The sequence below is a fragment of the Marinoscillum luteum genome (assembly GCF_044005705.1).
Taxonomy (GTDB): Bacteria; Bacteroidota; Bacteroidia; order Cytophagales; family Cyclobacteriaceae; genus Marinoscillum; species Marinoscillum luteum.
Genome location: NZ_JBIPKE010000019.1, coordinates 564,131 through 589,059, shown reverse-complemented (window position 1 = coordinate 589,059; position 24,929 = coordinate 564,131). Strand labels below are relative to the sequence as shown.

General features: G+C 45.7%; 23 protein-coding genes. 3 read left to right on the top strand and 20 right to left on the bottom strand.

Going from position 1 to position 24,929, the window contains the following annotated elements; all coding sequences use genetic code 11:
* Positions 1 to 172 precede the first annotated feature (172 nt).
* From ACHKAR_RS17630 to ACHKAR_RS17585, 10 genes are all read right to left on the bottom strand, one after another.
* On the bottom strand, positions 173 to 571 hold the full coding sequence (locus ACHKAR_RS17630; RefSeq protein ID WP_395418758.1) for a hypothetical protein: 399 nt from the start codon (positions 569 to 571) through the stop codon (positions 173 to 175).
* Positions 543 to 866, bottom strand: coding sequence for a DUF4236 domain-containing protein (locus ACHKAR_RS17625; protein ID WP_395418757.1), 324 nt, complete (start codon positions 864 to 866; stop codon positions 543 to 545). The genes ACHKAR_RS17630 and ACHKAR_RS17625 overlap by 29 nt, the downstream gene beginning before the upstream one ends.
* 660 nt (positions 867 to 1,526) lie before the next feature.
* Positions 1,527 to 1,736, bottom strand: a complete 210-nt coding sequence (locus ACHKAR_RS17620; protein WP_395418756.1) for a hypothetical protein — start codon at positions 1,734 to 1,736, stop codon at positions 1,527 to 1,529.
* A gap of 9 nt (positions 1,737 to 1,745) precedes the next feature.
* A complete protein-coding gene (locus ACHKAR_RS17615; RefSeq protein ID WP_395418754.1) occupies positions 1,746 to 2,294 on the bottom strand; it encodes a hypothetical protein in 549 nt (182 codons plus the stop codon).
* 4 nt (positions 2,295 to 2,298) lie between these two features.
* Positions 2,299 to 3,318, bottom strand: coding sequence for a hypothetical protein (locus tag ACHKAR_RS17610; RefSeq protein WP_395418753.1), 1,020 nt, complete (start codon positions 3,316 to 3,318; stop codon positions 2,299 to 2,301).
* Between the two features lie 2 nt (positions 3,319 to 3,320).
* Positions 3,321 to 3,545: a hypothetical protein gene (locus ACHKAR_RS17605; protein WP_395418752.1), complete on the bottom strand. Its 225-nt coding sequence runs from the start codon at positions 3,543 to 3,545 to the stop codon at positions 3,321 to 3,323.
* Between the two features lie 127 nt (positions 3,546 to 3,672).
* Positions 3,673 to 4,791 (bottom strand): toll/interleukin-1 receptor domain-containing protein, encoded by a 1,119-nt coding sequence (locus ACHKAR_RS17600; protein ID WP_395418751.1) that lies wholly within the window; start codon positions 4,789 to 4,791, stop codon positions 3,673 to 3,675.
* A gap of 87 nt (positions 4,792 to 4,878) precedes the next feature.
* On the bottom strand, positions 4,879 to 5,574 hold the full coding sequence (locus ACHKAR_RS17595) for a response regulator (RefSeq protein WP_395418750.1): 696 nt from the start codon (positions 5,572 to 5,574) through the stop codon (positions 4,879 to 4,881).
* On the bottom strand, positions 5,564 to 7,219 hold the full coding sequence (locus ACHKAR_RS17590) for a tetratricopeptide repeat-containing sensor histidine kinase (RefSeq protein ID WP_395418748.1): 1,656 nt from the start codon (positions 7,217 to 7,219) through the stop codon (positions 5,564 to 5,566). The genes ACHKAR_RS17595 and ACHKAR_RS17590 overlap by 11 nt, the downstream gene beginning before the upstream one ends.
* Before the next feature lie 130 nt (positions 7,220 to 7,349).
* Complete coding sequence (locus ACHKAR_RS17585) at positions 7,350 to 7,541, bottom strand: hypothetical protein (RefSeq protein WP_395418747.1); 192 nt, start codon at positions 7,539 to 7,541, stop codon at positions 7,350 to 7,352.
* Between the two features lie 234 nt (positions 7,542 to 7,775).
* Here ACHKAR_RS17585 and ACHKAR_RS17580 point away from each other — a divergent pair, with 234 nt between their 5' ends.
* Complete coding sequence (locus ACHKAR_RS17580; protein ID WP_395418746.1) at positions 7,776 to 8,540, top strand: hypothetical protein; 765 nt, start codon at positions 7,776 to 7,778, stop codon at positions 8,538 to 8,540.
* A gap of 15 nt (positions 8,541 to 8,555) precedes the next feature.
* On the opposite strand, the gene ACHKAR_RS17575 is transcribed toward ACHKAR_RS17580, so the two are convergent.
* The 8 genes from ACHKAR_RS17575 to ACHKAR_RS17540 all read right to left on the bottom strand — a co-directional run bounded on the left by ACHKAR_RS17575 (position 8,556) and on the right by ACHKAR_RS17540 (position 20,399).
* Positions 8,556 to 9,350 carry a hypothetical protein gene (locus ACHKAR_RS17575; protein ID WP_395418745.1) on the bottom strand — a complete coding sequence of 265 codons (795 nt, stop codon included), beginning with the start codon at positions 9,348 to 9,350 and terminating at the stop codon, positions 8,556 to 8,558.
* Between the two features lie 119 nt (positions 9,351 to 9,469).
* Positions 9,470 to 10,105 (bottom strand): lipoprotein signal peptidase, encoded by a 636-nt coding sequence (locus ACHKAR_RS17570; RefSeq protein WP_159582692.1) that lies wholly within the window; start codon positions 10,103 to 10,105, stop codon positions 9,470 to 9,472.
* 86 nt (positions 10,106 to 10,191) lie between these two features.
* Positions 10,192 to 13,554, bottom strand: coding sequence for an isoleucine--tRNA ligase (gene ileS, locus ACHKAR_RS17565; RefSeq protein WP_395418743.1), 3,363 nt, complete (start codon positions 13,552 to 13,554; stop codon positions 10,192 to 10,194).
* Between the two features lie 15 nt (positions 13,555 to 13,569).
* Complete coding sequence (locus ACHKAR_RS17560) at positions 13,570 to 15,957, bottom strand: efflux RND transporter permease subunit (RefSeq protein ID WP_395418741.1); 2,388 nt, start codon at positions 15,955 to 15,957, stop codon at positions 13,570 to 13,572.
* Positions 15,958 to 16,030: 73 nt separating this feature from the next.
* On the bottom strand, positions 16,031 to 17,383 hold the full coding sequence (locus tag ACHKAR_RS17555) for a deoxyguanosinetriphosphate triphosphohydrolase (RefSeq protein WP_395418739.1): 1,353 nt from the start codon (positions 17,381 to 17,383) through the stop codon (positions 16,031 to 16,033).
* A gap of 155 nt (positions 17,384 to 17,538) precedes the next feature.
* Positions 17,539 to 18,327, bottom strand: a complete 789-nt coding sequence (locus ACHKAR_RS17550; protein WP_395418737.1) for a zinc-dependent peptidase — start codon at positions 18,325 to 18,327, stop codon at positions 17,539 to 17,541.
* Between the two features lie 3 nt (positions 18,328 to 18,330).
* Entirely contained in the window at positions 18,331 to 19,878 is a 1,548-nt protein-coding gene (locus ACHKAR_RS17545; RefSeq protein WP_395418735.1) for a glycine--tRNA ligase, read from the bottom strand.
* Between the two features lie 50 nt (positions 19,879 to 19,928).
* Positions 19,929 to 20,399: a CAP domain-containing protein gene (locus ACHKAR_RS17540; protein ID WP_159582699.1), complete on the bottom strand. Its 471-nt coding sequence runs from the start codon at positions 20,397 to 20,399 to the stop codon at positions 19,929 to 19,931.
* A gap of 182 nt (positions 20,400 to 20,581) precedes the next feature.
* Here ACHKAR_RS17540 and ACHKAR_RS17535 point away from each other — a divergent pair, with 182 nt between their 5' ends.
* Positions 20,582 to 21,259 (top strand): DUF547 domain-containing protein, encoded by a 678-nt coding sequence (locus ACHKAR_RS17535; RefSeq protein WP_395418733.1) that lies wholly within the window; start codon positions 20,582 to 20,584, stop codon positions 21,257 to 21,259.
* Here ACHKAR_RS17535 and galE read toward each other — a convergent pair.
* Positions 21,256 to 22,281, bottom strand: coding sequence for a UDP-glucose 4-epimerase GalE (gene galE / locus ACHKAR_RS17530; protein ID WP_395418731.1), 1,026 nt, complete (start codon positions 22,279 to 22,281; stop codon positions 21,256 to 21,258). The two genes, ACHKAR_RS17535 and galE, sit on opposite strands and share 4 nt — an antisense overlap.
* Positions 22,274 to 23,587: a UDP-glucose dehydrogenase family protein gene (locus tag ACHKAR_RS17525; RefSeq protein ID WP_159582702.1), complete on the bottom strand. Its 1,314-nt coding sequence runs from the start codon at positions 23,585 to 23,587 to the stop codon at positions 22,274 to 22,276. The genes galE and ACHKAR_RS17525 overlap by 8 nt, the downstream gene beginning before the upstream one ends.
* 153 nt (positions 23,588 to 23,740) lie before the next feature.
* Here ACHKAR_RS17525 and ACHKAR_RS17520 point away from each other — a divergent pair, with 153 nt between their 5' ends.
* A complete protein-coding gene (locus tag ACHKAR_RS17520) occupies positions 23,741 to 24,904 on the top strand; it encodes an acyl-CoA dehydrogenase family protein (RefSeq protein ID WP_395418729.1) in 1,164 nt (387 codons plus the stop codon).
* Positions 24,905 to 24,929: the final 25 nt, after the last annotated feature.

Sequence of the window (24,929 nt, the reverse complement as noted above, 5' to 3'; positions counted from 1 at the left end):
CATTTCTTTTCCGAACCGGTGGAATTCTTTTCCGAAATCATTTTTTTGCATCCATGTCTGAGGGTGATAAAAATCAATCGGGATAACTATCCGATCAATTTCTTATCATTTTGCGTGACTTTATTGATGATTTCGTCCCCCTTCACTGTACGTCAATTCCTCAGTTAGTCCATTACTCATGCTGCCAGCATTTGCCACTGGAGCTTTTGGTCATTCGCTTGCATTGGGCACCTGCCTGTGTGGTGGCACTACAGCGTCTGGAGACTCCTGGAGAGCTGGTTGGTTTTGTGGTTGTTTGGATCTTCTGGGTAACCTGACTTGTGGTATCGCTGCTATTCACAGACGGTGAAGGTTTACAAACCTTGCACGCTTCATAGCCTTTTTCCTTTGCTGATTTTATCGTGAGTTCTGATCGGGAGTATCGGAGATACTTGCAGTTTTCCCGGTGATACTTAGTGCCGGTATCGGTCACGAATACTTTGGCCTCCTGGGTATAGGCAGAGGTGCAGGCCACCAAAAAAAGAAGGAACACAAATAATGTCCTATCCTGAAATGTCGGTTTCATCATCATGGGCGATGAGTTTGAAATAAGTGAATTTAACCAAAAAGATTAAGAACAACGCTACGTTATAGATGACCACTGATGCTATGTAAACCAGCCCGAAGACCACCAGGATCAAAAGACCTTCCTTACTTTTGCTCCAGCTGGAGCGATAGGAGAGACCTGGGATACCAGTGCGGAGAGAAAAGCCACGAGAACCAATGGTGCCATGCCTCGTTCGGTAGCTCGTGGATATGCTTTTCTTCCCGATGTTCAGTCCCAACCCTTTGCCGAGGTTGACACGTTTTTGATAGCGGAAACCCATATCATCTACACCTGCACCCTGTGCCCACTATCCATTGGCAGCAAGAGGAGGCACAGGCTGATTTGTTCTTGTTGGAGCAACCACAGTTGGATGAGGTAGGGCACCCGCCTCCTCCCCCGTTGCCATTATCCCGAAAGTAATCTTCGCAAGCCTTGCCATCACTATCATGATCGAGATCATTTCTACATTCAGGGTCAGACTCATAAGCTAGCTGTGCCGCATATTGTGAGCTATAATCTGCACAATTGGTATCGATGCAGGAGCCGTTGTCCGGTTCGGTGCATGCGATTGCGCATATACAAATAATAAAACATGCGATTCTCACGAGTCAATCATTTTTTGGGTCCTACGGTGTGGTTTTGCCGGAACTGTTTTAGCTCCTGGTTTGGGCTTATTTGGGTTTGGCCTTGGGGAAGGAGAAGGCGTAAACCTTCTATGTTGCTCAACCGGGTCAGTTTTCTTTTTCCTGTTAAGCGTTTTCATTTTTCTTTTTTAGTATTTCTCTAATAGATCTTAAAAGATCAATTACCTCATTGATCCGTAGCATCCACGCACCAAATAACCTGGTGAGCAGTACAAAGCCGAACATCAAGGCTAATAAAACAATCACTTCCCACCCTTCTGGGGTAGAAAATCCGAGTACAGTTGGAAAGGTGTTCATTACGAGGTGTGACATTCGTTACAGCAGTAATAACAACCATTTGATTGTTTGTAGGACTTTTTGGCCTCTTTAACAGCGTCCTCACAGTTGGAGAACTCTCCCAGGTACTTTCTATTTTCCTCGCTTGGCATATAGATGCAACCTGCTTTGTGAACTTCGTGATCACCGTTTGCCTGGGCTTTCTTGTTTACATAGTGTTTAGTCATCATTTCTAAGATTCAGTTTAGTGATTCAATTTTTGATTTGGCTTCTGAGAATAACCTTTCCACCTCCCCTAGGTGCCTGGGAAAGATCGTATTTCCGGATCCATAACTTTCGAGGACTAGATACCACTGTAGTTTGCCTTTGCTACAGTAGTAGCCTAACTGGAACCCATCATCAGTTACAAACTTGTTTTCTAGGTATTCCGGGCTTTTGGATAGGTCATTTGTGGACTCGGATTTTAATATTTCCAATGCCTTTATAAGTTCGAGCAGGTCCTCATATGCAATGGAAGCTTTTTTATCTCCATACTTTCCTTCATTGGAAATTTGAAGAAAGAAGCCTATTTGGCCTCCACTTTCTATTTTCCGGACTTTAACCTCGGAAGTAGTTCCATATATCAATAAGAGCTCAGAAAGAGAATAATCCTGGTACTTAATTATTGAACCTGTTTTGGAGGTGAATCTGTCAAGTTTTGATAGTTCTTCTGTTTCATTTTCTTCTTGCGACAGACCTGAGAGGCTAGCACAGAAGAGAAGGGAAAGTAAATAAAGGCGGTAGATCATAGAATTAGTTTTTTAAATAGGGCGTTTTATATGTCTTCACTTGGGGTAAAGTGACGGTCTGTTCGGCATACTCCTGCTCATGGACGATGGCTACTACTTCCACTGTGACATGAATGCCAAATGAACCGGATGGATTTCTTATTCCTAGGTAGAGTTGTTGCTGGGCTACCCAGGGGATTTCGACGATTCCAGATTTCATATTCTCTCTTGATCCGTCCGAATAATGTCTGAGTAGATGGTCTTCTTTCCGTTCAAAGAATTGCTTGTTTTCGAAATCCAGTAAATAAATATCGCATTGATCGGCTCCAGGGGGAGTGGCTAGCAAGTTCATACCTATGTTGGCGATTGCCATACTTGGCTCAATTGAACTTACTAGCTGACCCATAAGTCCAAATGATGATTTTACATTTTCAACGTCTGACTTTTCGCGGGAGGCGCTAAACTCATAAAACCATTTGACTGTATTGGGTGGCATATTCAAGGGAATCGTGATGCGAGAGGTTCCCCCCAACAGCATGGCATTGGAACCGCTATTGATATAAAAATCCGAGGAGGGAACAATCACCTTTGGCACGTACTCATCTCTGGACAGATAAGTCTCTATTTCGTCCACCCACGTAGTGTCGTAGTGTGTTTCCCAGTACACAGAGGTATTGAAGTTTTGGGTGTCTGGTGAGGAGGGTTTGCGGGTAATACTGTACTTACACACCCTTCCAGAAATAGACCCGTTATTGACGCGAAACTGGTAAATACCAGTCCTGGCTACCTCAAGTGTTTGGTGGACTTTGCTGCTTTTGAACTGTGAATACCGAGAGGAGCTGGGGTATTCGATGATCTCAATCTCACGGATGTCTTTGCCCTTCTCTTCCGTTAAAGAAAAACTGATTTCGTCTCCTTGTGCAAAGCCAAAGGAGAGGGTCTCCTCTGACAATCCGGCTACCTTGAAAGAACCCTGCGCTATAGTGATGGTGGATTGCGCCAATGTAGCATGACATAAAATAATGGACAATATGATAATGCCCAATCTCACAACTTTTCGAAGTAATTCGTGTTTACATTTTGACTGATGTATCGATTGAGCCCCTGACCAAGGACAGCCAATCTTTGCATCTGATTGACATGATGAGAGCCTGGTTTGATATGATTATAAACATATTGACTATCACCTTTGAATTGAACAATTATTTGACCTTCACTTATGGCATAACCTGTTACTCCAGAGTTGCCACTCTTGTTCTTATACTGTTGCATGTCACTTTATTTTGATCTAAAGTCGACATCAACATGGGTAAAGGTTGAATTCTTTTTCTAAACCACTTAAAATTCTTTCTGAACCCCTTAACTTCTAAGGGAAGTATCCAAAAAACTACTCTTAGGGTTATTTGATTTGCGTTAAAGTCCACTTATCGTCAATATTGGAGAAGTAGTATTGCTCCTGAGTCATGAAACCGTGGATAGAGTAGGTGGTATGTTTTCTTTGGGACGTTTGCGGGCCATACGCGTAGTGAAATATTACCAGCCTAAGTGGTTCGGTATAGCTGATGGTCACTACGGTGAGGCTATCCTGTAATTCGGTTTTATCGATTTCAAATCGAGTTTCCTGTGTGTTGAAGAAGAAAAACTGAAGATCCCAGGCTCCAGTACTGGTATTACCTTTGGCCATGTAGATTTGAGGGTATTTGAACCCATAATTATCAACAGGTGACCAGGATTCAAAATCGATGCCAGAGGCAGGACCTACATTTTTCTCGAATTGCAGTTCGGTGATACCGTTAGTAAATTCATAAAAATTTCTATACTGAGCTTCGATGGTACTGAATGAATCAAGCAGTCTGATTACCTCTTCACGGGAAGTGGGCTCTGCTCCTTGTTTTGCCAAAATAATAGAAAGGTTTTTTTCAAGATTGCTTTGAAACTCCCTGAGCCGTAGAGTGACGGCATCAATGATTATGCCCTTAGGTAATATTTCTCTTTCTGCTCTCCAAAACATCAAGGCGGTCAGACAAAGGGCGATCAATAAAAGGGTGGCGAACCATTTTTTCAGTCTGGTTTTCTTTTGCCTGGTAACGATTGTTTCTTCTGACGCAGAGATGTATTTGGCAATTTTGTCACATACTTGGTCCAGACCGATCTCCGTACTTAGTGCCCATCTTTCGGCCAAAGCAGGGTTAATAAGGCCCACTTCTTGTGGGGTTATTCGATGAAATACAGGTATAATTACTTTTCTGTTCTCTGTCTCTCTGGACCATAGGGCTCCCAGTTCCTGTAGGGTATATTCTGTTTTGAAGTAATGAGGTGAGATGAGCAATATGGCAAATCGTGATCGCAAAAGCCCCTCAGTAATGGTTGATTGAATGCTACTTCCTAGTAAGAGTTCTCTCCCAGAGTACCAGACTTTCAGACCTTTTTCCTCCAGTTTGTGATGAAGCAAAGTGGCAATTTCTATTTTGTCTTCTACTGCGAAGGATAAGAATGCGTCGTATTCGTATGGTTTCAATATGTAGGCTTTTTTTAAAAGTACGAAAATCACTACAGGCACAAAACTTCTTTTCTAAATCAGGTAAATCCGTTTCCGAATACCTCCTTATATGACATTGAAATTTTCCCTGATCACATCACTATAGGTTTCTCCCACTGCAATTTTGACTCCTCGGATGGTGATTAATTTCCCCATGATTCGTTCAACGTGATTTTTGTTCACCGAATAGGACCTTGATACTCTGATCAAATCCGGATAGGGTATTCGTTGAAGCATTTTGTTCATTGGCATGGTTAGGGTGAATGACTTTTGGGTAGTTACCACATCACAATATGACCCTTCCGCTTTGAGATAGAGTATATCATCGTAAACGATCTTGATGAGCTCTGTGCCTTCTTTGAAAAAGCCAAAGCGCTCCCCAGTTACTGTGCTTGCCCCATTGAAAATAGCTAGGTCTACCGCGATAAGTAACTGATGTGTTTGAAAGGGTTTGATGAGATAGTTGGCGGGTTTGCTTTGTCTAGCCTTATTCAAGGTAATAGAATCCTGCATGTCTGTGAGATAAATGATCGGTACTCGGTACTTTTTCAAGATTCGCTCTGTCACTTGTATCCCATCTAGCTTGCCTTGTAGTTTGATATCCATAAGAACCAAGTCTGGAAGATTTTTTTCTATAACCAGCAAAGCATCCTCTCCCGATTCACATATCGCTGCTACGGTATAGCCATGCGCTTCAAGGTCCCGGGCGACCGCTTGTCCAATAATAAGATCATCTTCCACAATGAGAATTTCAGGTTTCATAGGCCAATGGGATTGAAAGTTGAAATACGGCACCGTTTTGATTAAAATTAGTGCTTTCTGCCTTTAGTTGACGGGTCAGCGTTTTAATAAGTTTGGTTCCAAATGACGGAGAAGATTGGTTAGGATCGTACCCTGTTCCATTGTCTCGCACTTCTAAGAAAATGAGGTTGGTCATTTGTCCCCGAACGGTTATATCTATCTGTGGAAGTTTATTCGTTTCAGTAAATGCATACTTAATTGCGTTTGTGATCAACTCGTTCACGATGAGGCCTATGTATAAAACCTGGTCCACGTCTACTTTAATCGATTCTACATGAGTCTTGATATTTAGTTGTTCTCCAGGACTGAATGAATGTCGCAAGAAGAGACATAATTCCTCCAGGTATTCTTGCAGGTTGATGGTTCGCTTGTTTTTATTAGCGAATAGTTTTTGGTGAACAATAGCCATGGAATTTACTCTACTTTCCGTGATTTTGATCAAATCAGAAGCCTCTGAGGTGGCTGATAGATCACTGGACTGCATCTTCAACACTCCCGAGAGCAGTTGGAGGTTATTGCTAATCCGATGCTGCATCTCTTGATTAAGTTGCTCTATGTGATTCTTACTTTTTCTAATGGTATGAAGAAGATAAGATATGCATATGACCATGATTAGAAAGAATGTAGCTGCAACTATTGCGATAGAAGCCATCTTTTTTTGGTGAACGATTTCCTCCTTTTGTATTGATTCTACATTGTGGAGATAAGTGATTTCTTGATCCTTTTTATCAGTTTCGTATTTGGTTTGCATCTCCGCAAGTGCTCGTGCTTTCTCTTGATTGAGAAGGATTTCGTTGAGTATTATGAATTGACCAAGTGTAAGTGCTTGATTTCGGAAGTCCTTTATAGCGGCATAGTAGAGTGCCTCATTTTCCAGGCTTTGAACTTGAAGGTTCAAGAGACCAAGCTTGCGTGCAAGCCGTCTAGTTTGAGTGATATAGCTCCACGCAAGGTCAGGGTTGTTTTTCTCTAAATATAATTTGGAAAGAAGATTACTTGTATACACCAGCGCCAAGGAATCCTTTAGCCTCAGCTTGGATGTATATGCATGGATGAGATATTGTTCGGCACTGTGAAGATCCTCTTTTTCAAGATAGGCCCAACCGATATTGTGCATTACAGTGGCTATCTCTTTTTCCTCCCCTATTGTTTTTTTGATTTTGAGTGCTCTTTGGAGATTATGAATTGCGCTATCATACATCTGTCCTTCTATGTAAACATTTCCTATGTTGTTAAAGCTCTTTGCTATGCCTTTTTCATAACCGTGATCTTGACGGATTTTTAGTGCTTTATAATGAAATTCAAGTGACTTATTTAGATCCCTAATATGAAAATAAATGGTACCTATGTTGTCTAGGCAGGATGCCTGGTCGATGGATGAGCTTGAGTAATTCGCTAAGGCCGCAAAAGCTTGCTCCAAGGCCATTTCATACCTTCCAAGTTGTTTGTAGATGATTGAGGCATTGGTATGTAGTTGAGCTATTGTCTTAGGGTCAATGGCTGTATGAAGTGCCTTTTTGTAATAAAATAGGGCTGAGTCCAGTGATCCTGAAGATTGATATCCGTAGGCTAATCGGTAGTGCTGAAGTGAGGTGTTGTGTTGCATACTGTCAGAACTTTGACCGAATGCCACTACGGTAAGTAATGTTAGAAAAATTAGGAGAATTCTCTTCACATCATAATCTAAGAAAAATATCCCTGAAAGTTGCACATGACTACTTTCAGGGATATACTACTTACAGCCCTCCATCTCCAACATTGAGTACTCCTCCGCCTTCAGGAGGAGGAGGAATGGGGTCGTCATCGTCTTCTCCACCTCCATCAGGTGTGGTGGCCATGGGTATATCCAGTATTTCTTCTGCGCTATCGTAGCAACTCGAAAATGCCAATCCCAAAACGATGATACATAGGTATCCTAACTTTTTCATGATCAATTATTATCATGTGAAAAAATGATGTGCATGCACTAAGGCATGATCAAGAGAAGGGGATGGACAGAAACAAATGGATCTAAGGAGCAACTCCCCCGAATGGATCACTTAGATCAATTCTTTCTGTGATGCGAACAATACAAAACTGGAGAAGTATGGGGAGGTGAATGTTACAGTTTCTTGCCGTTAGTTTCCAGTTTTATTACTTTGTTTTCAGAATAACTTCGGAAAATGGAAATCCAAAAAGAGGAGCTTATAAAATTGTTCGATTTTCTTGCCCAGAAAACGGGAGAGTCCCTCGATTTTACTGGTTTTGATGCAATGGAAGCGAAGCTGGGTCCCAATATCAACGGTAAGTATCTCTACACAAAGTATAATGAAGCTATTAGGTCAGTTACTTCTTCATGTTCCATTCAGGAGATTAAACTGAGAAGCCTTTTGAATTATCTGGGTTTCGAAAATTATTCTGAGTATCAAACCTTCTTAAATGCGCCGATTCCTCAAGTGCTTGCAAGTTGCTTTGGGGTTTGGGTATCTTTTGTAAGACAGAGCAGTGATGAGGGCCTTATATACCAATCTCCAGTACAGATTTACCAAAAGAACCAGAAGGCCTATTTCGTATTGAAAGGTCCAAATACGACCTACTCGGGTGAAATGACCTACGCTAATGGATGCTTGACAACCTTATTTACTGGAAGTAGTGGAAAACTTTTTCATCACATATACAAAATTGGGAATCGCAAAGAACCAAGGGTTTTACAGGGAATATACTCTGGGATTTCGACTGCAGATGACCCTATTGGTGGAAGAGCTGTTTTATATAGGTCGGAAAAAGCCTTTGAGGAAATTCGAAATTTGGTACTCAAGTCTGCTGACTTAATTAACTCGGATGATCCTTTTTACAGGAATCTTGGGAGTTATTTTGGGGCTTTCGAAAAGAATAACCTTAGGTTAAACCGTATTATTTCTTTTGATTCGGAAGACTTGAAATCCTGATGCGAGACATAGGTCTCAAAACGAAAACTTAAACCCGTTGGTAAGGGAGTACACCAGCTTATTGATCGGGATGATGGGGTGGTCTTCGTACTGAGCGGAAAAAGACGTATTGAAGGCCAGTAGGTTGGTGAGTTTCACGTTTAGCACGGCCTCACCACTGATCCTGCTTCGGAAGACATCCGCTTCCCCATCATAGTCACCCTGATAGTAGGCCATCACATTGATGTTCACATGCTCATTGAAGGCCTGCTTATAGCTGATGTAGTTGGTGGATTTCAGGAGGTTTTTGTAGATGATCTGAGTTTCATCGGTGAGCATTTTCCAGTTTTCTTTTTCATACATCATGCCGATGCCCACAAACAGGCTGGAGCGCGCACTGCTGGCCAGCCGCAATCGCGTGTTTCCGCCAAGGAGATACCTCAGGGGCATCTTCCGGCCACCGTCGTACTGTATCTGGGTGAAGAGTTCGTAGGAGAGTTGCTTTTTGCGCAGAAAGTTGGTTCTGAAGTGCGCATAACCCGTGCTGATCAGAGGCCCGCCAGTAGATTTGAAATAGTTGAGCTGGTTGATGAGGATATAGGCATGTTGCTTCCCGATGAAGGCCAGGTCGGCATCCGCCTCCAGGCCCGTGTAGGTGATGCTCTGCTCGGCGGTAGCGCTTTTATTGTTTAGGTTGAAGTCCACACTGGTGCTGCCCATCAAATAGCCGGAGGAGTCTGAGTCGATGCTTCCTTTGTTGACTTTGAGGATCTGTGCGTAAGTGGCCGTGGACAGTACCAAAATGCCCACTGACAGAAGGAATGATTTCATGTTTGTGGTATTTATGATCGGTAAAGCAAAGAGGTGCGGAGTGTCAGGAAACAATCAAACCTGACAGGTCTCTGGAACTTGTCAGGTTTTCTGATGTGCTTGTGCGGTGGTGCCCCCTATTATGGCTCCACCTTCACTTCCGTCTGGTCCGAACTTTCGGTCTCATGACCGAAAAAGCTCTTCTGAAAAATGAGGATAAACGTGATCCCCATGAAGATGGAAGCATCTGCAATGTTGAAGACCGGCCACAGGGCCATATAGTCTCCGCCCAGGATCGGCACCCAGTCGGCAATGCGGCCCTCCCAGATATCGATGTAAAACATGTCTACCACCTGGCCATAAAACCATGGAGTGGGGGCATCGTAAGGCGCATTGTCCAGAAAGACCCCATAAAAGATACTATCTACCAGGTTGCCGATGGCACCACCCAGGATCATCGCTATGCAGATGAGCAACCCTTTGGAGGTTTCCTTCTTGTAAAGGGTGTAGAGGTAATAACCAATCGCCACCATGGCGGCCAGCCTGAAGAGGGTGAGCACGAGCTTTCCATTGTCGATAAACCCGATCTGCATGCCAAAAGCCATGCCGGGGTTGGTGAGGTAGTGCAGCTTAAACCAGTCCCCAAAGATCTTGATCTGACCCTTGGCACCCAGGTCCATGTTGAAGTGGACAGCCATTTTCACCACCTGATCGATGGCAATCACCAGCAAGCTGATCAGGTAATAGATGTATAGAGGTGTTCGTTTTTTCTCCATTTTAATTTCTGGTATTTTAGTCGATGGCCTTAGTCTTTAGTCCACTGCTCGGTCTGTGGACTAGTAAACTATTGACTATTGACTGTTTAATTCTTCGCTATTTCAATCGCCACGGTCAGCTCCAGGCCGTCAATATCCAGCAAGGTGCCACCATTGGCCTCATTTACATACTCCAACGAGAGCGCCTGGGTTTCCTTTTGGATATAACTTTTGAAAGCCTCCACCGCAGATTTCAACGATTCGTCATTGGTATGGTAGCTCACGTTGATCTTGTCCTGTACTTCCAGTCCCTGATCTTTTCGCAGGTTCTGAAGTCTGTTTACCACATCGCGGCTCAGTCCTTCTTTCTTCAGTTCATCTGTAATGGTGATGTCCAACGCCACGGTGAGGCCGTCCTCACTGGCTACCAGCCATCCCGGGATATCCTCAGAGGTGATCTCCACATCCTCCAGTCCCAGCACCACTTTTTCACCTTCCAGCTCCACGGCATATTCGCCGGTTTGCTCCAGTTCTTTGATCTGCGCCTGATCCATCTGGTTGATCAGAGGGGTCAGGAGCTTCATCTTGGGCCCGAAGTGCTGACCCAGCTTACGGAAGTTGGGCTTGATCTTCTTCACCAGTATACCCGAGGCATCGTCCACGTACTCCACTTCCTTCACGTTGGTTTCAGAGATGATGAGCGCCGCCACCTGAGCGATTCTATCCTTGTCCGCTTCATTGAGGATCGGGATCAGGATTTTGTGCAAAGGCTGGCGTACTTTGATTTTTTCTTTTTTGCGCAAGCTGTGTACCAGTGAAGAAGCGCTCTGTGCCAGGTGCATTCTTTTCTCCAGTTCCACGTCGATGAGCCCTGTATCCGATACCGGAAAATTGGCGAGGTGTACCGATGCGCTGGTGTCCAGGCCAGAAACTTTATTCAGGTCCTGGAATAAGTGCTCGGCATAGAACGGCGCAATAGGTGCAGATAGCTTAGCCACGGTCATCAGCGCGGTATAGAGCGTTTGATAGGCCGCTTCTTTGTCGGCGTTGTATTCACCCACCCAAAACCGTTTCCTGTTTAGGCGCACGTACCAGTTGCTCAGGTCATCCGTCACAAAGTTTTGGATGGCTCTGGCTGCCTTGGTAGGCTCATAGTCGTTGAACGCTGCATCCGCTTCCGCAATCAGGCTATTCAGTCGGCTGATGACCCAGCGATCGCTTTCGGTGCGCTGATCCATCGGCAGGGCAGGCTTTGAGAAGTCAAAACCATCCAGGTTGGCATACAGTGCAAAGAAAGAATAGGTGTTGGTGAGCGTACCGAAAAACTTACGTTGTACCTCGGCCACACCCTCTATGTCAAACTTCAGGTTGTCCCATGGGTTGGCGTTGGCAATCATGTACCAGCGCGTAGCGTCCGGGCCGTACTTATCCATGGTTTCAAACGGATTCACGGCGTTGCCCAGTCGTTTGGACATTTTGTTGCCATTTTTATCCAGCACCAGACCATTGGCAATCACATTTTTGAAGGCCACTTTGTCATTGAGCAAAGTAGAAATGGCGTGCAGGGTGAAAAACCACCCACGAGTCTGATCCACACCCTCGGCTATAAAGTCGGCAGGGTAGTTGGCGTCAAAGGTGTCCTGGTTTTCAAAAGGATAGTGCCACTGCGCATAAGGCATCGCCCCAGAGTCGAACCATACATCGATGAGGTCTGACTCCCGATACATGGGCTGGCCGCTGGCACTAACCAGCACCACATCGTCCACGTAGGGTCTGTGCAGGTCAAAGTCGTCACCGACTTCCTCTTTCATATATCCCGCAGCGATGGATTTCTTTACTTCGGCCTGCAGCTCGGCAATGCTGCCGATGCAGATTTCTTCCTTTCGGTCTTTGGTGACCCAGATCGGTAGGGGAGTGCCCCAGAATCTTGAGCGGCTCAGGTTCCAGTCTACCAGGTTTTCCAGCCAGTTGCCAAATCGACCCGAACCAGTAGAGGCAGGCTTCCAGTTGATGGTTTTGTTGAGCTCCACCAGCCGATCTTTCATGGCGGTGGTCTTGATAAACCAGGAGTCTAGCGGGTAGTAAAGCACGGGCTTATCCGTACGCCAGCAGTGCGGGTAGCTGTGCTCGTATTTTTCTACTTTGAAGGCCTTGTTTTCTTCCTTGAGCTTGATGGCGATGAGTACATCCGTCGGTTTGAAGTCCGGGGCGTTGCGTACTTCATCGTCATAGTATTCTTCTTTCACATAGTATCCCGCAAAGTCAGTGACCTGATCTACGAACTGCCCTTTTTTGTTAACCAAAGGCACATCCTGGCCGGTTTCATCTTTGATCAGGATGGCAGGCACATTGTTTTGCTGGGCCACTCTAAAGTCATCTGCACCAAATACAGAGGCTGTATGCACGATACCCGTACCATCTTCGGTAGACACAAAGTCTCCGGCGATCACGCGGAAAGCATTCTTTTCCAAATCTTCGTTGGTCACATAGGGCATCAGCTGCTCATAGCGCACCTCCAGGATCTCCTTACCGGAAAATTCCTGAGTGATTTCAAAAGGGATAAGTTTATCGCCGGCTTTGTAATCTTCCAGTTTGATGTCTTTGGCTTTCTCCGAAAAATATTTTCCGACCAAAGCCTTGGCCAATACCACGCTCACCGGAGCATAGGTGTACTGATTGAAAGTCTTCACTTTCACGTAAGTAATCTTCTCTCCTACAGCAAGTGCGCAGTTGGAGGGCAGTGTCCACGGCGTGGTGGTCCAGGCCAGCATGCGCACGTCTTCGTCAGTTGCGCTGAAAAGAAATGCTGACCGGTCATCCTTTTTGACCTTAAACTGTCCGACCACCGAGGTGTCTTTCACATCCTTGTAGGTACCTGGCTGGTTCAGCTCGTGGGAGCTGAGTCCGGTGCCTGCGGCGGGCGAGTAAGGCTGTACGGTGTAGCCTTTGTACACCAGGCCTTTGTCATAAAGTTTTTTCAGAATGTGCCACAGAGACTCCATGTACTTCTGATCGAAGGTGATGTATGGGTCATCCAGGTCTACCCAGTAGCCCATTTGCATAGTCAGCCGGTCCCACTCATCCTTAAACTTCATCACGGCCTCTTTGCACTTCTGATTGTAGTCAGCTACCGAGATGGTTTTGCCAATGTCATCTTTTTTGATGCCGAGCTCCTTTTCCACCTGCAACTCCACTGGAAGTCCGTGGGTATCCCAGCCACCTTTTCGCTTTACCTGAAATCCCTTTTGGGTTTTGTATCGGCAAAAAATGTCTTTCACGGCCCGAGCCATCACATGGTGGATACCGGGGGTGCCATTGGCCGATGGCGGGCCTTCATAGAAGGTGAAGGTAGGCGCACCTTCCCGCTCGGTTACTGACTTTTCAAAAATCTCATGATCCTCCCAAAATTTGAGGATCTCCTCTGCCACTTTCGGATAATTGACCTGTTTGTACTCTGGATATTTAGCCACCTATGCCTCTATTTTTTATGTGTTTTTATCTTCTTCTGTTTCTTCGTCTTCACTGTCATAGTCTGCTTTCGCAAAATCGTCTATGTACGGATGATCTTTCTTATTGCGTTTTCCACTGTCAAACTGGAGCAGCAGCGCCGGCAACACGATCAGGTTGGTGAGCATAGCAAACAACAAGGTGATGGAAGTAAGTTTCCCGAGCGCCACTGTGCCGCCAAATTCCGATAGGGTGAAGATCACAAATCCAAAAAACAAGATGATGGAAGTATAGATCATGCTGGCGCCGGTTTCGCGCAGGCTACGACTCACCGCTATGGGAACGAAGAAATTATGTGCGTGCAATTCCTGACGGTATTTGGCCAGGAAGTGAATAGAATCGTCCACGGAGATACCAAATGCGATACTAAAGATCAATGCCGTACTAGGCTTCAAGGGAATCCCAAAAAAGCCCATGATGGCACCTGTCAGCAGCAGCGGAATCATGTTAGGGATCATGGAGATCACGATCATTTTGAAGTTTTTGAACAACAGCGCCATGATCACCGCAATGATGAAGAACGCAAAGATCATGGAGGTGATCAGGTTGTCGATCAGGTATTTGTTGCCTTTGATAAAGAGCGGAACAGTTCCGGTGATTCTCACGTCCATTTTACTGTCTGCAAAAATCTCGTCAATCTTAGGACTGATGACGGTGTTCACAAGGGAGTCCATCTTGTTGGATCCAATGTCCGGCATCTTCAGGGAGATTCTGATAAATTGACCCGTGCTGTCCACAAAGGATTTGGCAATGCCCCCTTCGTCGCTTTCTTCTTTGAGGTAGCGAAGGATAAAGGCACTTTCCCGGTTATTTGGGATCGAATAAAAAGCCGGATCCTGGTTGTAGAAAGCCTGTCGGGAAGCTTTGATAAAGCTGACCACTGAAACTGGCTGGGAGATGCCTTTCAGCGAATCCAGAAACATCTCAAACTCATTGATCTTGCGCAGGTTGCTCAGACTCTGAACTCCCTTTTTGGTACCCGTGTCCACAATCACTTCCAGGGGCATTACACCGCTGAAATTTTCTTCGAAAAACTGAAGCTGTTTAGCCAGTGGGCTCTCTTCGGGTAGGTCGTCCACCATGTAAGAGTTGGACTGAAGCTGCATCACGCCATACACCGATACGGCCACCAGTATGCCAGTGGTAATGAAGATCAGCTTTCGGTGGTTATGCACCAGTACATCCAGTCCCACCAGGGCGCCATTGAGCATTTTAAAGTCCAGGTGCTTGAGGTGACGGCTGGTCGGCGGTTTGAAAAGGGAAAATACCGACGGGATCATGATGGTACTCACAATGAACGTACACATGATGTTGATTCCTGCCACGATCCCAAATTCTACCAGAATAGGAATGCCTGTAAAAACCAGCACGAAAAACCCCACTGCTGTGGTGAAGTTGGTAATGAAGGTAACGATCCCTATGTTTTTGATGATCTTGGTGAGGGCCTTCATCTGGTCACCATGGGTAGAATACTCATGATGATATTTATTCAGCATGTAGACGCTGTTGGGGATACCGATGACCACAATGATCGAAGGGATCAGCCCTGTGAGCAAGGTGATTTTGTATTCTAAAAGAGAGATCGTGCCCAGTACCCATACCACGATCATACCAATGATGATCAATGGGAAAACTACCGCTTTGAGTGATCGGAAGAATCCAAAAAGGATCAGCCCGGTGATGATGACCGAGTAAATCAGAAATCGATTGAGTTCCTCCTTAATTTTTAGGGTATTGACTGAGCGTACATAAGGCAGCCCGGCATAGTTCACGTCGATCCCCGTGGCATCATGAAATTGGTCCCCTGCCCGTACAATGTCCGCTACCATGATGTGTCGGTATTCTGAATTCAGCGCTTCTTTCTCCACAGTGACGAGGATCAGCGTCGCTCCATTTTTTGCATTGATCAGTTGCCCTGAGTAAAACTTCAGGTTTTTGGCAAAGGCCAGCATGGTATCCAGCTTGGACTGATTCTCGGGAATTTCGGGAAACACCGGAACCAGCTCAAAGCGCTTCTTCTCGTTGTTTTTCTCCAGCATTTTCAGGTTGGCCAGACCGAGCACATCCTTTACTCCATTGATGCTTTCCAGCTCGCGGGTCAGGTATTTCATCTTCTTGAAATTGTCTGACTGGTAGATGGCGCTATCCTTGAAGCCCAGGGCCAGAATGTTGCCATCCTCACCGAAAGTTTGCTTGAACTGCCTGAAATATTCCTGGTCCGGATCGTCCTCAGGAACGATGTTGGCCATGTCGTATGACCACTGAATGTACTGGGCCTGGTACCCCATATAAATGGTGATCACCCCTAAAATGATCATTAGGGAGATGCGGTACTTAAGGATAATATTGGCTAAACGTGTCCACATGGAAAATGAAGCTGCAAATGTAATGATTTTATCAGTTCCGAGAACTCAATTAAGTAGTTGATAAAGAGGCTTTTTATGCTTTGGAAACCGGAAGTGAAAAACCGTAAATGGTTTTGTATAATTTAATGGCGTGTGAATCCGTAAGACTGGAAATAAAATCCATGACAATGAGCAGTGAATCGTAAATGGTAATTGGCTCTTGCTCCAGTTTATCCTGAAAAGAATCCGGGAGTAGTCTGAAAATGGATTTCATTCGGGGCGTATAATTTTCCTTGTCAAAAAACTTGTGATAAGTCGCCATGCAAAAGGCTTCCATCAGCTTGCCGATGACTTCAAAACCACCTGCTTCGCGTTCCAGAACTTGTTTGGACCGGTATATTTTTTCTATCGAAAGGGTCGTAATGGCCTGAAGAGCCTCCGCCGACGGTATGTGCTCAGTGAGCGCACCATCAAAAGCACCAGAGCGGATGTCTTCTTCTTTTTCCAGAAACAGGTCCACACATTCACCAATGAGCTGCGAGATGGCCAATGCCCGGAGCAAACCAATTTTCTGGTTGACATTGCGCGAGCGTTCCAGCTTTTCCTGCTGGTATTTTTCGCCGATGATGGCGGCCATCAGGTCCCGGGTGGTTTCATATGGGACCAGCCCGAGGCGACAGCCGTCTTCTAAATCTATGATGTTATAACAGATGTCGTCAGCAGCTTCTACCAAAAAGGTAAGTGGATGCCGGCACCAGGCCGCTTCGCCAATCGGCGTGAGCCCCATCTCTGTGGCCAGTTCGGAGAATTTTTTGCTGTCACTTTTGTAAAAGCCATATTTCTTCTGACTCTTTCGGTTTTGGTCTTTGGGAGCAGAGGAAGATCTGGGGTATTTGGTGAATGCCCCCAGGGAAGCAAAAGTGAGCCTGAGTGCACTGTTTTCTTCGTCATTAAGGATTCTGAACCCCTGTGCGTTGCCCTCAAAGCTGATGAGGTCTGACCATTCTGCAGGATCCACTTGCTGCTGGAATGCTTTACCCTTCGGATGATCTGTGAAGAACGAAGAAATGGCTGACTCTCCCGAGTGTCCAAATGGTGGATTGCCCAGGTCATGGGCCAGGCTGGCTGCCGCCACTATGCCCCCAAAGTCGTAGAAAGTGAAGCCCCTTTCAGAGAGCTCCGGATGTTTTTCCAGGAGACGTTCGCCGACCGCTTTGCCCAAAGATCGCCCCACGCTGCTCACCTCCAGGCTATGTGTGAGCCGTGTGTGTACAAAATCATCTTCCGGTAGGGGAAACACCTGGGTTTTGTCCTGAAGTTTCCTGAAGGGATGAGAGAAGATGAGCCGATCATAATCCTGCTCAAACCGGCTTCTGCTGTCTTTTGAAATCGTTGCTTCGGTTTTATCACCGAATCTTTTGGGAGAGAGTAGTTGTAGCCAGTTCATGCTTTAAGTAGAGTCGCTCAGGTTCTGTGGACGCAAACTTAACCCCGAATTTACTTAAACCCTTTATTCCGCCTTATTTTGAGGTGTTTAAAGAAATTAGTATAAGGGTGTGTGGCACTTTCGTCAAATTGAAAGTACCGTCCAGGCCATATGAATTATAAGAGTAACATTGGATCCTGCTTTAACAACCGGGCCAAGGCACCGTACAGGGCTGGGTGGTAATCGTGAAATGCCACCGGCCGTTCAAAGAAATTCTCTACCGCCACAGCAAAAAACTCTGCATGATTGGAAGCTCCATATTCGCGAAAAAATGAGGTGGTATCATGCTGCATCTTGGTGATCTCTGCTGAAGCCAGCGTTTGCCAGTGTTTAATGGCCTCACTGTCCAGGAAGTCATACTCATCATTCATCACGATGTTCTCCAACTGCAGCGCATGGGCCATTTCATGCAAACCAAGGTTGACGCCATCAGATTTTGAATACCCTTCCACAAAATGCTTCCAGGAGAGCACAATGGCTTTGGCTTTTGGATTCACTTCTCCCTTGTGATAGCGCTGTCCGGCATTGCTAAAAAACTGATCCGGGAAGACGATCACATACCTGAAGTAGCTCAGAAACACTTTAGGATAACCAAAGGTGAGCTGGATGGCAGAGGCAGCAATGAGCACTTGCATCTCTTCGGTCACATGGGTCATGTTTCGGGGCACAAACTCCTTCATTCGAATGAACTTGGCTACCCGATATTCAAAAAGGGCCTTTGATTTGGGAGGAAGGAGCTGATAAAACTTGAAGTGACGGCTGAGCCTGTCTTTTTGTGCGGGACTCAGGCTGGCAGAGATTCTCAGCCTGGCCAGTGTGCCCTCGCTCAGGAGCTTGCCGAATAGCAGGTAGTAAACCCCCAATCCAAACAAGCCCCCCAGGGCAATGACGATCCCGGATATCAAGACTTAGAGTTTTTTAAGCAGTGTTTTCATGCTGACCTTCTCCTCCAAAGTGCCGATTAGCTCTTCGATAGATACTCGCTGCTGCTCCATGCTGTCCCTTTCGCGGATGGTGACGGTGCTGTCTTCCAAAGTCTGGTGATCCACGGTCACACAATATGGGGTACCGATGGCATCCTGCCTTCTGTATCGCTTACCTATGGCATCCTTAGCATCATACTGGGCGTTGAAGTCAAGCTTGAGTTCGCGCATGATGGCTTCAGCTTTTTCTGGGAGCCCATCTTTATTGAGCAAAGGCAACACAGCCACTTTTACAGGAGCCAGTACTGGCGGTATTTTGAGAACGGTGCGTTCGCTGCCATCAGCGAGTTTTTCTTCTACATAGGAAGCGGACATCACAGCCAGAAACATTCGGTCCAGACCTATGGACGTTTCCAGCACATAGGGTGTGTAGCTTTCGTTGGTAGCGGTATCAAAATACTTTAGTTTCTTTCCGGAGAATTTTTCATGCGCACCCAGGTCAAAGTCGGTACGGGAGTGGATACCCTCCAGCTCCTTGAATCCCATGGGGAAATTAAATTCTATGTCACAGGCGGCATTGGCATAATGGGCCAGGTTCAGGTGGTCATGGAAGCGATAGTTGTCATCACCCAGTCCCAGTGCTTTGTGCCAGGCAATTCTTTTAGCTTTCCAGTGCTCGTACCATTCCATTTCGGTGCCAGGCTGAATGAAAAATTGCATTTCCATTTGCTCAAATTCCCGCATTCTGAAGATAAACTGACGGGCGATGATTTCATTTCTGAAGGCTTTTCCGATCTGAGCGATCCCGAAAGGAGGCTTCAGGCGGCTGGTTTTTTGTACGTTCAGGTAATTCACGAAAATACCTTGGGCAGTCTCAGGTCGGAGGTAGATTTTACCTGATTCTCCCGCCACTGAACCAAGCTCTGTACTAAACATGAGGTTGAACTGACGCACGTCCGTCCAGTTTCGGGTGCCCGAAATGGGGTCGGCAATGTCCAGGTCCACGATGAGTTGTTTTAGCGCTTCCAGGTCTCCCGATTCGATGGAAGACTTCATTCGGCTTTCGATTTCGGCAATCTGCTCTGCGTAGCCTACCACCCTGGGGTTGGTGGAGATGAACTGATCTTTGTCGAAAGCATCACCAAATCGCTTGGCGGCCTTGTCCACTTCCTTATCGATTTTGGCCTGAAGCTTAGCCATTTGCTCTTCTATGAGCACATCCGCACGATAGCGTTTTTTTGAATCTTTGTTGTCGATCAAAGGGTCATTGAAAGCGTCTACGTGACCCGATGCTTTCCATGTAGTCGGGTGCATGAAGATGGCGGCATCAATGCCCACTATGTTTTCATTGAGGCGCACCATGGCTTTCCACCAATATTCCTTGATGTTGTTTTTCAACTCTGAGCCGTAGGGGCCATAGTCATAGGTGGCTGCCAGACCATCGTAAATCTCACTGGATGGGTATATAAAACCGTATTCCTTGCAGTGTGAGGCTATATTTTTAAGCGTTGCTGCTTCTTCAGAATTTGCCATAGCCGCAAAGATAAAATTTTGACCATCTTTTGGGAGTTTAAATGACGAATTTAGATTCTGGCCAGCAATTGAGTAAAAAAACGGTTGCCGTCGGCATCATCGGCAATGCCTATTCCCACATGGGTGTAATCTGATTCAATGTTTTCACGATTTTCATCACTGGCGAGCCATGCTTTCACGAGCTCAGCGGCATTGGCGTAGTTACTTCCCACATTCTCCCCAATGGCAGAGGCTCCGGTTTCTTTACTGGCTTGCTCAAACCGCTGAACAAATCCCTCATGGCTCAATGGAATGTCACCGTCAGCCATGTTGGCGCTGTGTTCCGTAGCTATTCTGTCCAGAATGTCATTTTCTTTTAGTGCGGTCAGCCCCAGCGACACTCGGTGATGATTGATGCCAATCAATATGGCCGCCTGCAGCTCCTCGTGTGAAGGTTTTGGGTCCTCTGACTTGTCACGGCATGAACTACCGGAAAGCAATACGGTGATTATCAGGAGAATCAGATTGGCAGAACGTTTCATAAGGTGGTGATTGGTTTTGTGGTAACAATCATTTCTGATAAATAGTTAAGTTACCCTGAGTTTCATTAAAAGTAATTGGAATAACTAAACCTGATCATATGCGCGTGACCATCTTATTGGTTGGTTTATTCTTTATAAACGCCTGTGGAACCCTAAACCCTCAACAGGCTAAAACAAAACCCGTGAGTCATCAGATTTTTGACGAGCTGCTGAAGCGATATGTGACGGACGAAGGATTGGTTGACTATAGGGGTTTTATAACGGATAGTGTGCAACTGACGGAGTACATTGACCTACTTAGCAACAATGCGCCCAATGACTCCAACTGGTCGGAAGATGACCAAATCGCCTACTGGATCAACTTATACAATGCTGCCACCATTGATTTGGTGTTGCAGTACTACCCGGTAGCAAGTATCAAAGATATCGGCAGCAGTATTCAGGTGCCTTTTGTAAACACCCCATGGGATATCCAGTTTATTGAAATTGCAGGTGAGAGGTATGATCTGAATAATATTGAGCATAACATCCTCAGGAAGAAATGGGTGGAGCCGCGAATCCACTTTGCCATCAATTGTGCTTCATTGTCTTGTCCGAAATTAAGAAGGGAAGCATATGAAGGAGAGTTATTACAGCGTCAGCTTGACGAACAAGCCCGGGAGTTTGTTAATGATGACTTTAGAAATGACATTACGACAACTGGCGCTAGCCTCTCCAAATTATTTGATTGGTTCGAGGGAGACTTCAGGAAAAAAATGCCCCTTAGAGCTTTTATTAACCAATACTCGGAGGTAAAAATCTCCGAAGAGGTAGAAATTTCTTACAAGGAATACAATTGGAAGCTGAATGATGTCAATTAGTTCTTAGCTTGCTTGACTTCCCAATCCCAGGCACTCTTCAGCATCTCTTTCAGATCAAACTGGGGAGTCCAGCCTAATTTTTCCTGAGCCAGACTAATATCAGCATAGACTGCTTCGACATCACCCGGTCTGCGGTCACTAATTTGATAAGGCACGTCCAGTCCTGTGGCATCTACGAAGGCTTTGATCATTTCTATTACCGAGCTGCCATTGCCTGATCCGAGGTTGTAGACCTCATAGCTCGATTCGTTTTCATTGCGAAGTAACCGGGACAGTGCATTGACGTGTGCCCTGGCTATGTCCATCACATGGATGTAATCTCTAATGCAGGATCCGTCTCTGGTGTCATAATCTCCACCAAGTACGGATACATATTCTCGCTTACCAGCTGCGGTCTGCGTGATATAGGGAACCAGGTGATGCGGTACATCGTGCTGAACCTCGCCAATAAGTGATGAAGGGTGGGCCCCTATTGGATTGAAATATCTAAGGGAAATGGCCTGGAGACCATGCGCGGTACAGGCATCCTTGATGATTTCTTCGCCAATCTTTTTGGTGTTTCCGTATGGAGATTGGGCCGGTTTGATGGATTCGTTTTCTTTTACGGGCAGGCTTTCGGGATTACCATATACCGTACACGAAGAAGAAAACACGACATTCTTCACTCCAAACTCCAGAGAAAGCTCCAGCAGGTTGGTGGTGGAAAGAAGGTTGTTGTGATAATATTTGAGGGGTTGCTCCACAGATTCTTTCACCTGTAGAAACGCCGCAAAATGAATACTCCCAACAAGATCAGGAAATTCTGCAAACAGCGCTCGAAGAGCCTCCTTGTCACACATTTCCACTTTTCTGAACACCGGACGTACACCCGTGATTTCTTCCAAAGCGTCTAAAACAGCTTCGGTGGAGTTATAAAGATTGTCGATAATAATTGGCTCATATCCGGCATTGTGGAGTTCCACTACCGAATGTGAGCCAATATATCCGAGACCCCCGGTGACGAGGATTTGAGGCTTAACCATTGATTATTTTTCTTCCAATGCTGTGGTAAGTAAACCCAAGCTCTTCCATCTGTCCGAGCTCATATAGGTTTCTTCCATCAAAAATTACTTTGTTTTTCAGGCGGGCTTCTACCTTGTCAAACTCCGGTGTGCGGAATACTGGCCATTCGGTCATGATCATCAACGCATCAGCATCCTTAAGGGCATCATATTCATCTTCAGCGAAATAGATTTTATCACCAAACACCCCTTTTACGTTTTCCATGGCTTCAGGATCGTAAGCCTTTACTTTAGCTCCCAGACTCAAAAGCTTTGAGATGTTCTCAAGGGCCGGAGCCTCACGAATATCATCTGTGTATGGTTTGAATGCCAGTCCCCAGATGGCGATGGTTTTTCCGCTCAGGTCATTATTGAAATAAGCTTTCAAAGGATCGATGAGCCTTTCTTTTTGTGCCTGGTTCACTTCCATCACAGAGTTGAGGATTTTGAAATCATAATCCGCCTGGTTGGCCGATTTGGCCAGTGCCTGTACGTCTTTTGGAAAACAGCTTCCACCGTATCCAATCCCCGCAAAAAGAAATCGCTTGCCGATACGTGTATCCGTACCCACACCTTTTCTGACCATATCCACATCCGCTCCCAGAAGCTCGCACAGGTTGGCGATCTCGTTCATGAAGGTGATTTTAGTGGCCAGAAAGGAGTTAGCTGCATATTTGGTAAGCTCTGCAGACTTCACGTCCATGAAAATGATAGGGTTACCCTGACGCACGAAAGGTCCGTAGAGTTTTTCCATCACCTTCTTGGCTTTGTCAGACTCTGCTCCGATGACCACCCGGTCTGGTTTCATAAAATCATCTACTGCTACTCCTTCTCTCAGAAACTCAGGGTTAGAAACCACATCAAAGTCAACTTTGGCATTAGCCGCGATTGCAGCATGTACCTTATCTGCCGTGCCCACTGGCACAGTACTCTTATCTACGATCACTGTATATTCTTCCAGTATAGGCCCCAAATCTTCGGCTACCTTGAGGACATACTTCAGGTCTGCAGATCCATCTTCACCAGGAGGTGTGGGCAGAGCCAGGAAAATGATTTTCGCGCCTTTGATACCTTCTTTGAGGTCGGTAGTAAACTCCAGCCTACCCTGACGAATGTTTCTTTCAAAAAGGACTTCCAGCCCGGGCTCATAGATGGTGATCTGCTTATTATTAAGCATTTGTACTTTTTTCTCATCTATATCCACGCAGGTTACATGGTTTCCTGTTTCAGCAAAACAGGTTCCCGTAACCAATCCTACATATCCGGTTCCGACTACAGCGATTTTCATTTTATAGTAACATTTAGTTGAACAGGGGGCAAAAGTAATTTTTTTGGTCGGAAAATGAATAACCTAAGCCTATCATGTAAAAGTTTATTTAAAACTGAAACACTGAGCTTAGATTGCTAATTTTGTGAAGAACAACATTATACCCCAAACAACATGCAACTATTAACAGACGATCCTCGGATAAAACAGGAGGAGGAAAACAGAGCAATGATCTCGGAGATGATCCGGGATTTTGGCGCTAAAGAAATAGAACCCTTCAAGATGGAGTGGGACGAATCTCAGGAGTTTCCCAGAGCGCTGTTTCACAAACTTGGAAAACTTGGCCTGATGGGCGTATTCATACCCCACGAATACGGAGGATCAGGCTTTGGCTATCATGAATATGTTACCGCTATTATAGAGCTATCAAAAATTGATGGTTCCATTGGGTTGTCAATGGCTGCACACAACAGCTTATGCACCGGACATATCTATCAGCATGCCAATGAAGCACAAAAACAAAAATACCTTCCACTGCTGGCTTCAGGAGAGTGGTTAGGGGCATGGGGCCTCACGGAACCCAATACCGGCTCAGATGCAGGCAACATGAAGACCGTAGCTAAGAAGGAGGGAGACGAGTGGGTTTTGAATGGAGCAAAGAACTTTATCACCCATGGCATCTCCAGCGATGTGGCAGTGGTCATAGCCCGGACAGGTGAGGCAGGTGCTTCACGCAATGCTTCTGCGTTTATCGTGGAGCGGGGCACTCCCGGGTTTTCTGGTGGTCGCAAGGAAAACAAATTGGGAATGAGGTGCTCAGAGACTGCTGAGATGATCTTTGATAATTGCCGTATACCTGCTGCTAATCTGATTGGTGAGGTGGGCGATGGTTTTGTTCAGTCCCTCAAGGTGCTGGATGGTGGACGAATTTCTATCGCAGCATTGAGTTGTGGGATCGCTGAGGGAGCACTGGATGTGGCGGTGAAGTACTCCAAGGAGCGTGAGCAATTTGGAAAGCCCATCAGTAGTTTTCAGGGCATTTCCTTCAAAATAGCGGAGATGGCTACCAAGCTGGAGGCCGCTAAGTTATTAACCCATCAGGCGGCGGACCTCAAAAACCAGGGCAAGTCAGTTACCAAAGCTGGCGCAATGGCCAAGTTGTATGCATCGGAGATTTCGGTGGAGCTGGCCAATGAAGCTGTGCAGATTTTTGGAGGCTATGGTTACACCAAGGACTACCCGGCAGAGAAGTATTATCGGGATGCCAAGCTTTGTACCATTGGAGAAGGCACCTCGGAGATACAAAAATTGGTGATTTCCAGAGAAGTATTGAGATAATGCTTTGCTCGCAATAAAATTTCTT

What these genes read in the sequence shown, in the direction of transcription:
- ACHKAR_RS17630 (WP_395418758.1), bottom strand. Translation starts at nt 571, where the DNA reads ATGATGATGAAACCGACATTTCAGGATAGGACATTATTTGTGTTCCTT.
- ACHKAR_RS17625 (WP_395418757.1), bottom strand. Translation starts at nt 866, where the DNA reads ATGGGTTTCCGCTATCAAAAACGTGTCAACCTCGGCAAAGGGTTGGGA.
- ACHKAR_RS17620 (WP_395418756.1), bottom strand. Translation starts at nt 1,736, where the DNA reads ATGATGACTAAACACTATGTAAACAAGAAAGCCCAGGCAAACGGTGAT.
- ACHKAR_RS17615 (WP_395418754.1), bottom strand. Translation starts at nt 2,294, where the DNA reads ATGATCTACCGCCTTTATTTACTTTCCCTTCTCTTCTGTGCTAGCCTC.
- ACHKAR_RS17605 (WP_395418752.1), bottom strand. Translation starts at nt 3,545, where the DNA reads ATGCAACAGTATAAGAACAAGAGTGGCAACTCTGGAGTAACAGGTTAT.
- ACHKAR_RS17595 (WP_395418750.1), bottom strand. Translation starts at nt 5,574, where the DNA reads ATGAAACCTGAAATTCTCATTGTGGAAGATGATCTTATTATTGGACAA.
- ACHKAR_RS17590 (WP_395418748.1), bottom strand. Translation starts at nt 7,219, where the DNA reads ATGCAACACAACACCTCACTTCAGCACTACCGATTAGCCTACGGATAT.
- ACHKAR_RS17585 (WP_395418747.1), bottom strand. Translation starts at nt 7,541, where the DNA reads ATGAAAAAGTTAGGATACCTATGTATCATCGTTTTGGGATTGGCATTT.
- ACHKAR_RS17580 (WP_395418746.1), top strand. Translation starts at nt 7,776, where the DNA reads ATGGAAATCCAAAAAGAGGAGCTTATAAAATTGTTCGATTTTCTTGCC.
- ACHKAR_RS17575 (WP_395418745.1), bottom strand. Translation starts at nt 9,350, where the DNA reads ATGAAATCATTCCTTCTGTCAGTGGGCATTTTGGTACTGTCCACGGCC.
- ACHKAR_RS17570 (WP_159582692.1), bottom strand. Translation starts at nt 10,105, where the DNA reads ATGGAGAAAAAACGAACACCTCTATACATCTATTACCTGATCAGCTTG.
- ACHKAR_RS17560 (WP_395418741.1), bottom strand. Translation starts at nt 15,957, where the DNA reads ATGTGGACACGTTTAGCCAATATTATCCTTAAGTACCGCATCTCCCTA.
- ACHKAR_RS17555 (WP_395418739.1), bottom strand. Translation starts at nt 17,383, where the DNA reads ATGAACTGGCTACAACTACTCTCTCCCAAAAGATTCGGTGATAAAACC.
- ACHKAR_RS17545 (WP_395418735.1), bottom strand. Translation starts at nt 19,878, where the DNA reads ATGGCAAATTCTGAAGAAGCAGCAACGCTTAAAAATATAGCCTCACAC.
- ACHKAR_RS17540 (WP_159582699.1), bottom strand. Translation starts at nt 20,399, where the DNA reads ATGAAACGTTCTGCCAATCTGATTCTCCTGATAATCACCGTATTGCTT.
- galE (WP_395418731.1), bottom strand. Translation starts at nt 22,281, where the DNA reads ATGGTTAAGCCTCAAATCCTCGTCACCGGGGGTCTCGGATATATTGGC.
- ACHKAR_RS17525 (WP_159582702.1), bottom strand. Translation starts at nt 23,587, where the DNA reads ATGAAAATCGCTGTAGTCGGAACCGGATATGTAGGATTGGTTACGGGA.
- ACHKAR_RS17520 (WP_395418729.1), top strand. Translation starts at nt 23,741, where the DNA reads ATGCAACTATTAACAGACGATCCTCGGATAAAACAGGAGGAGGAAAAC.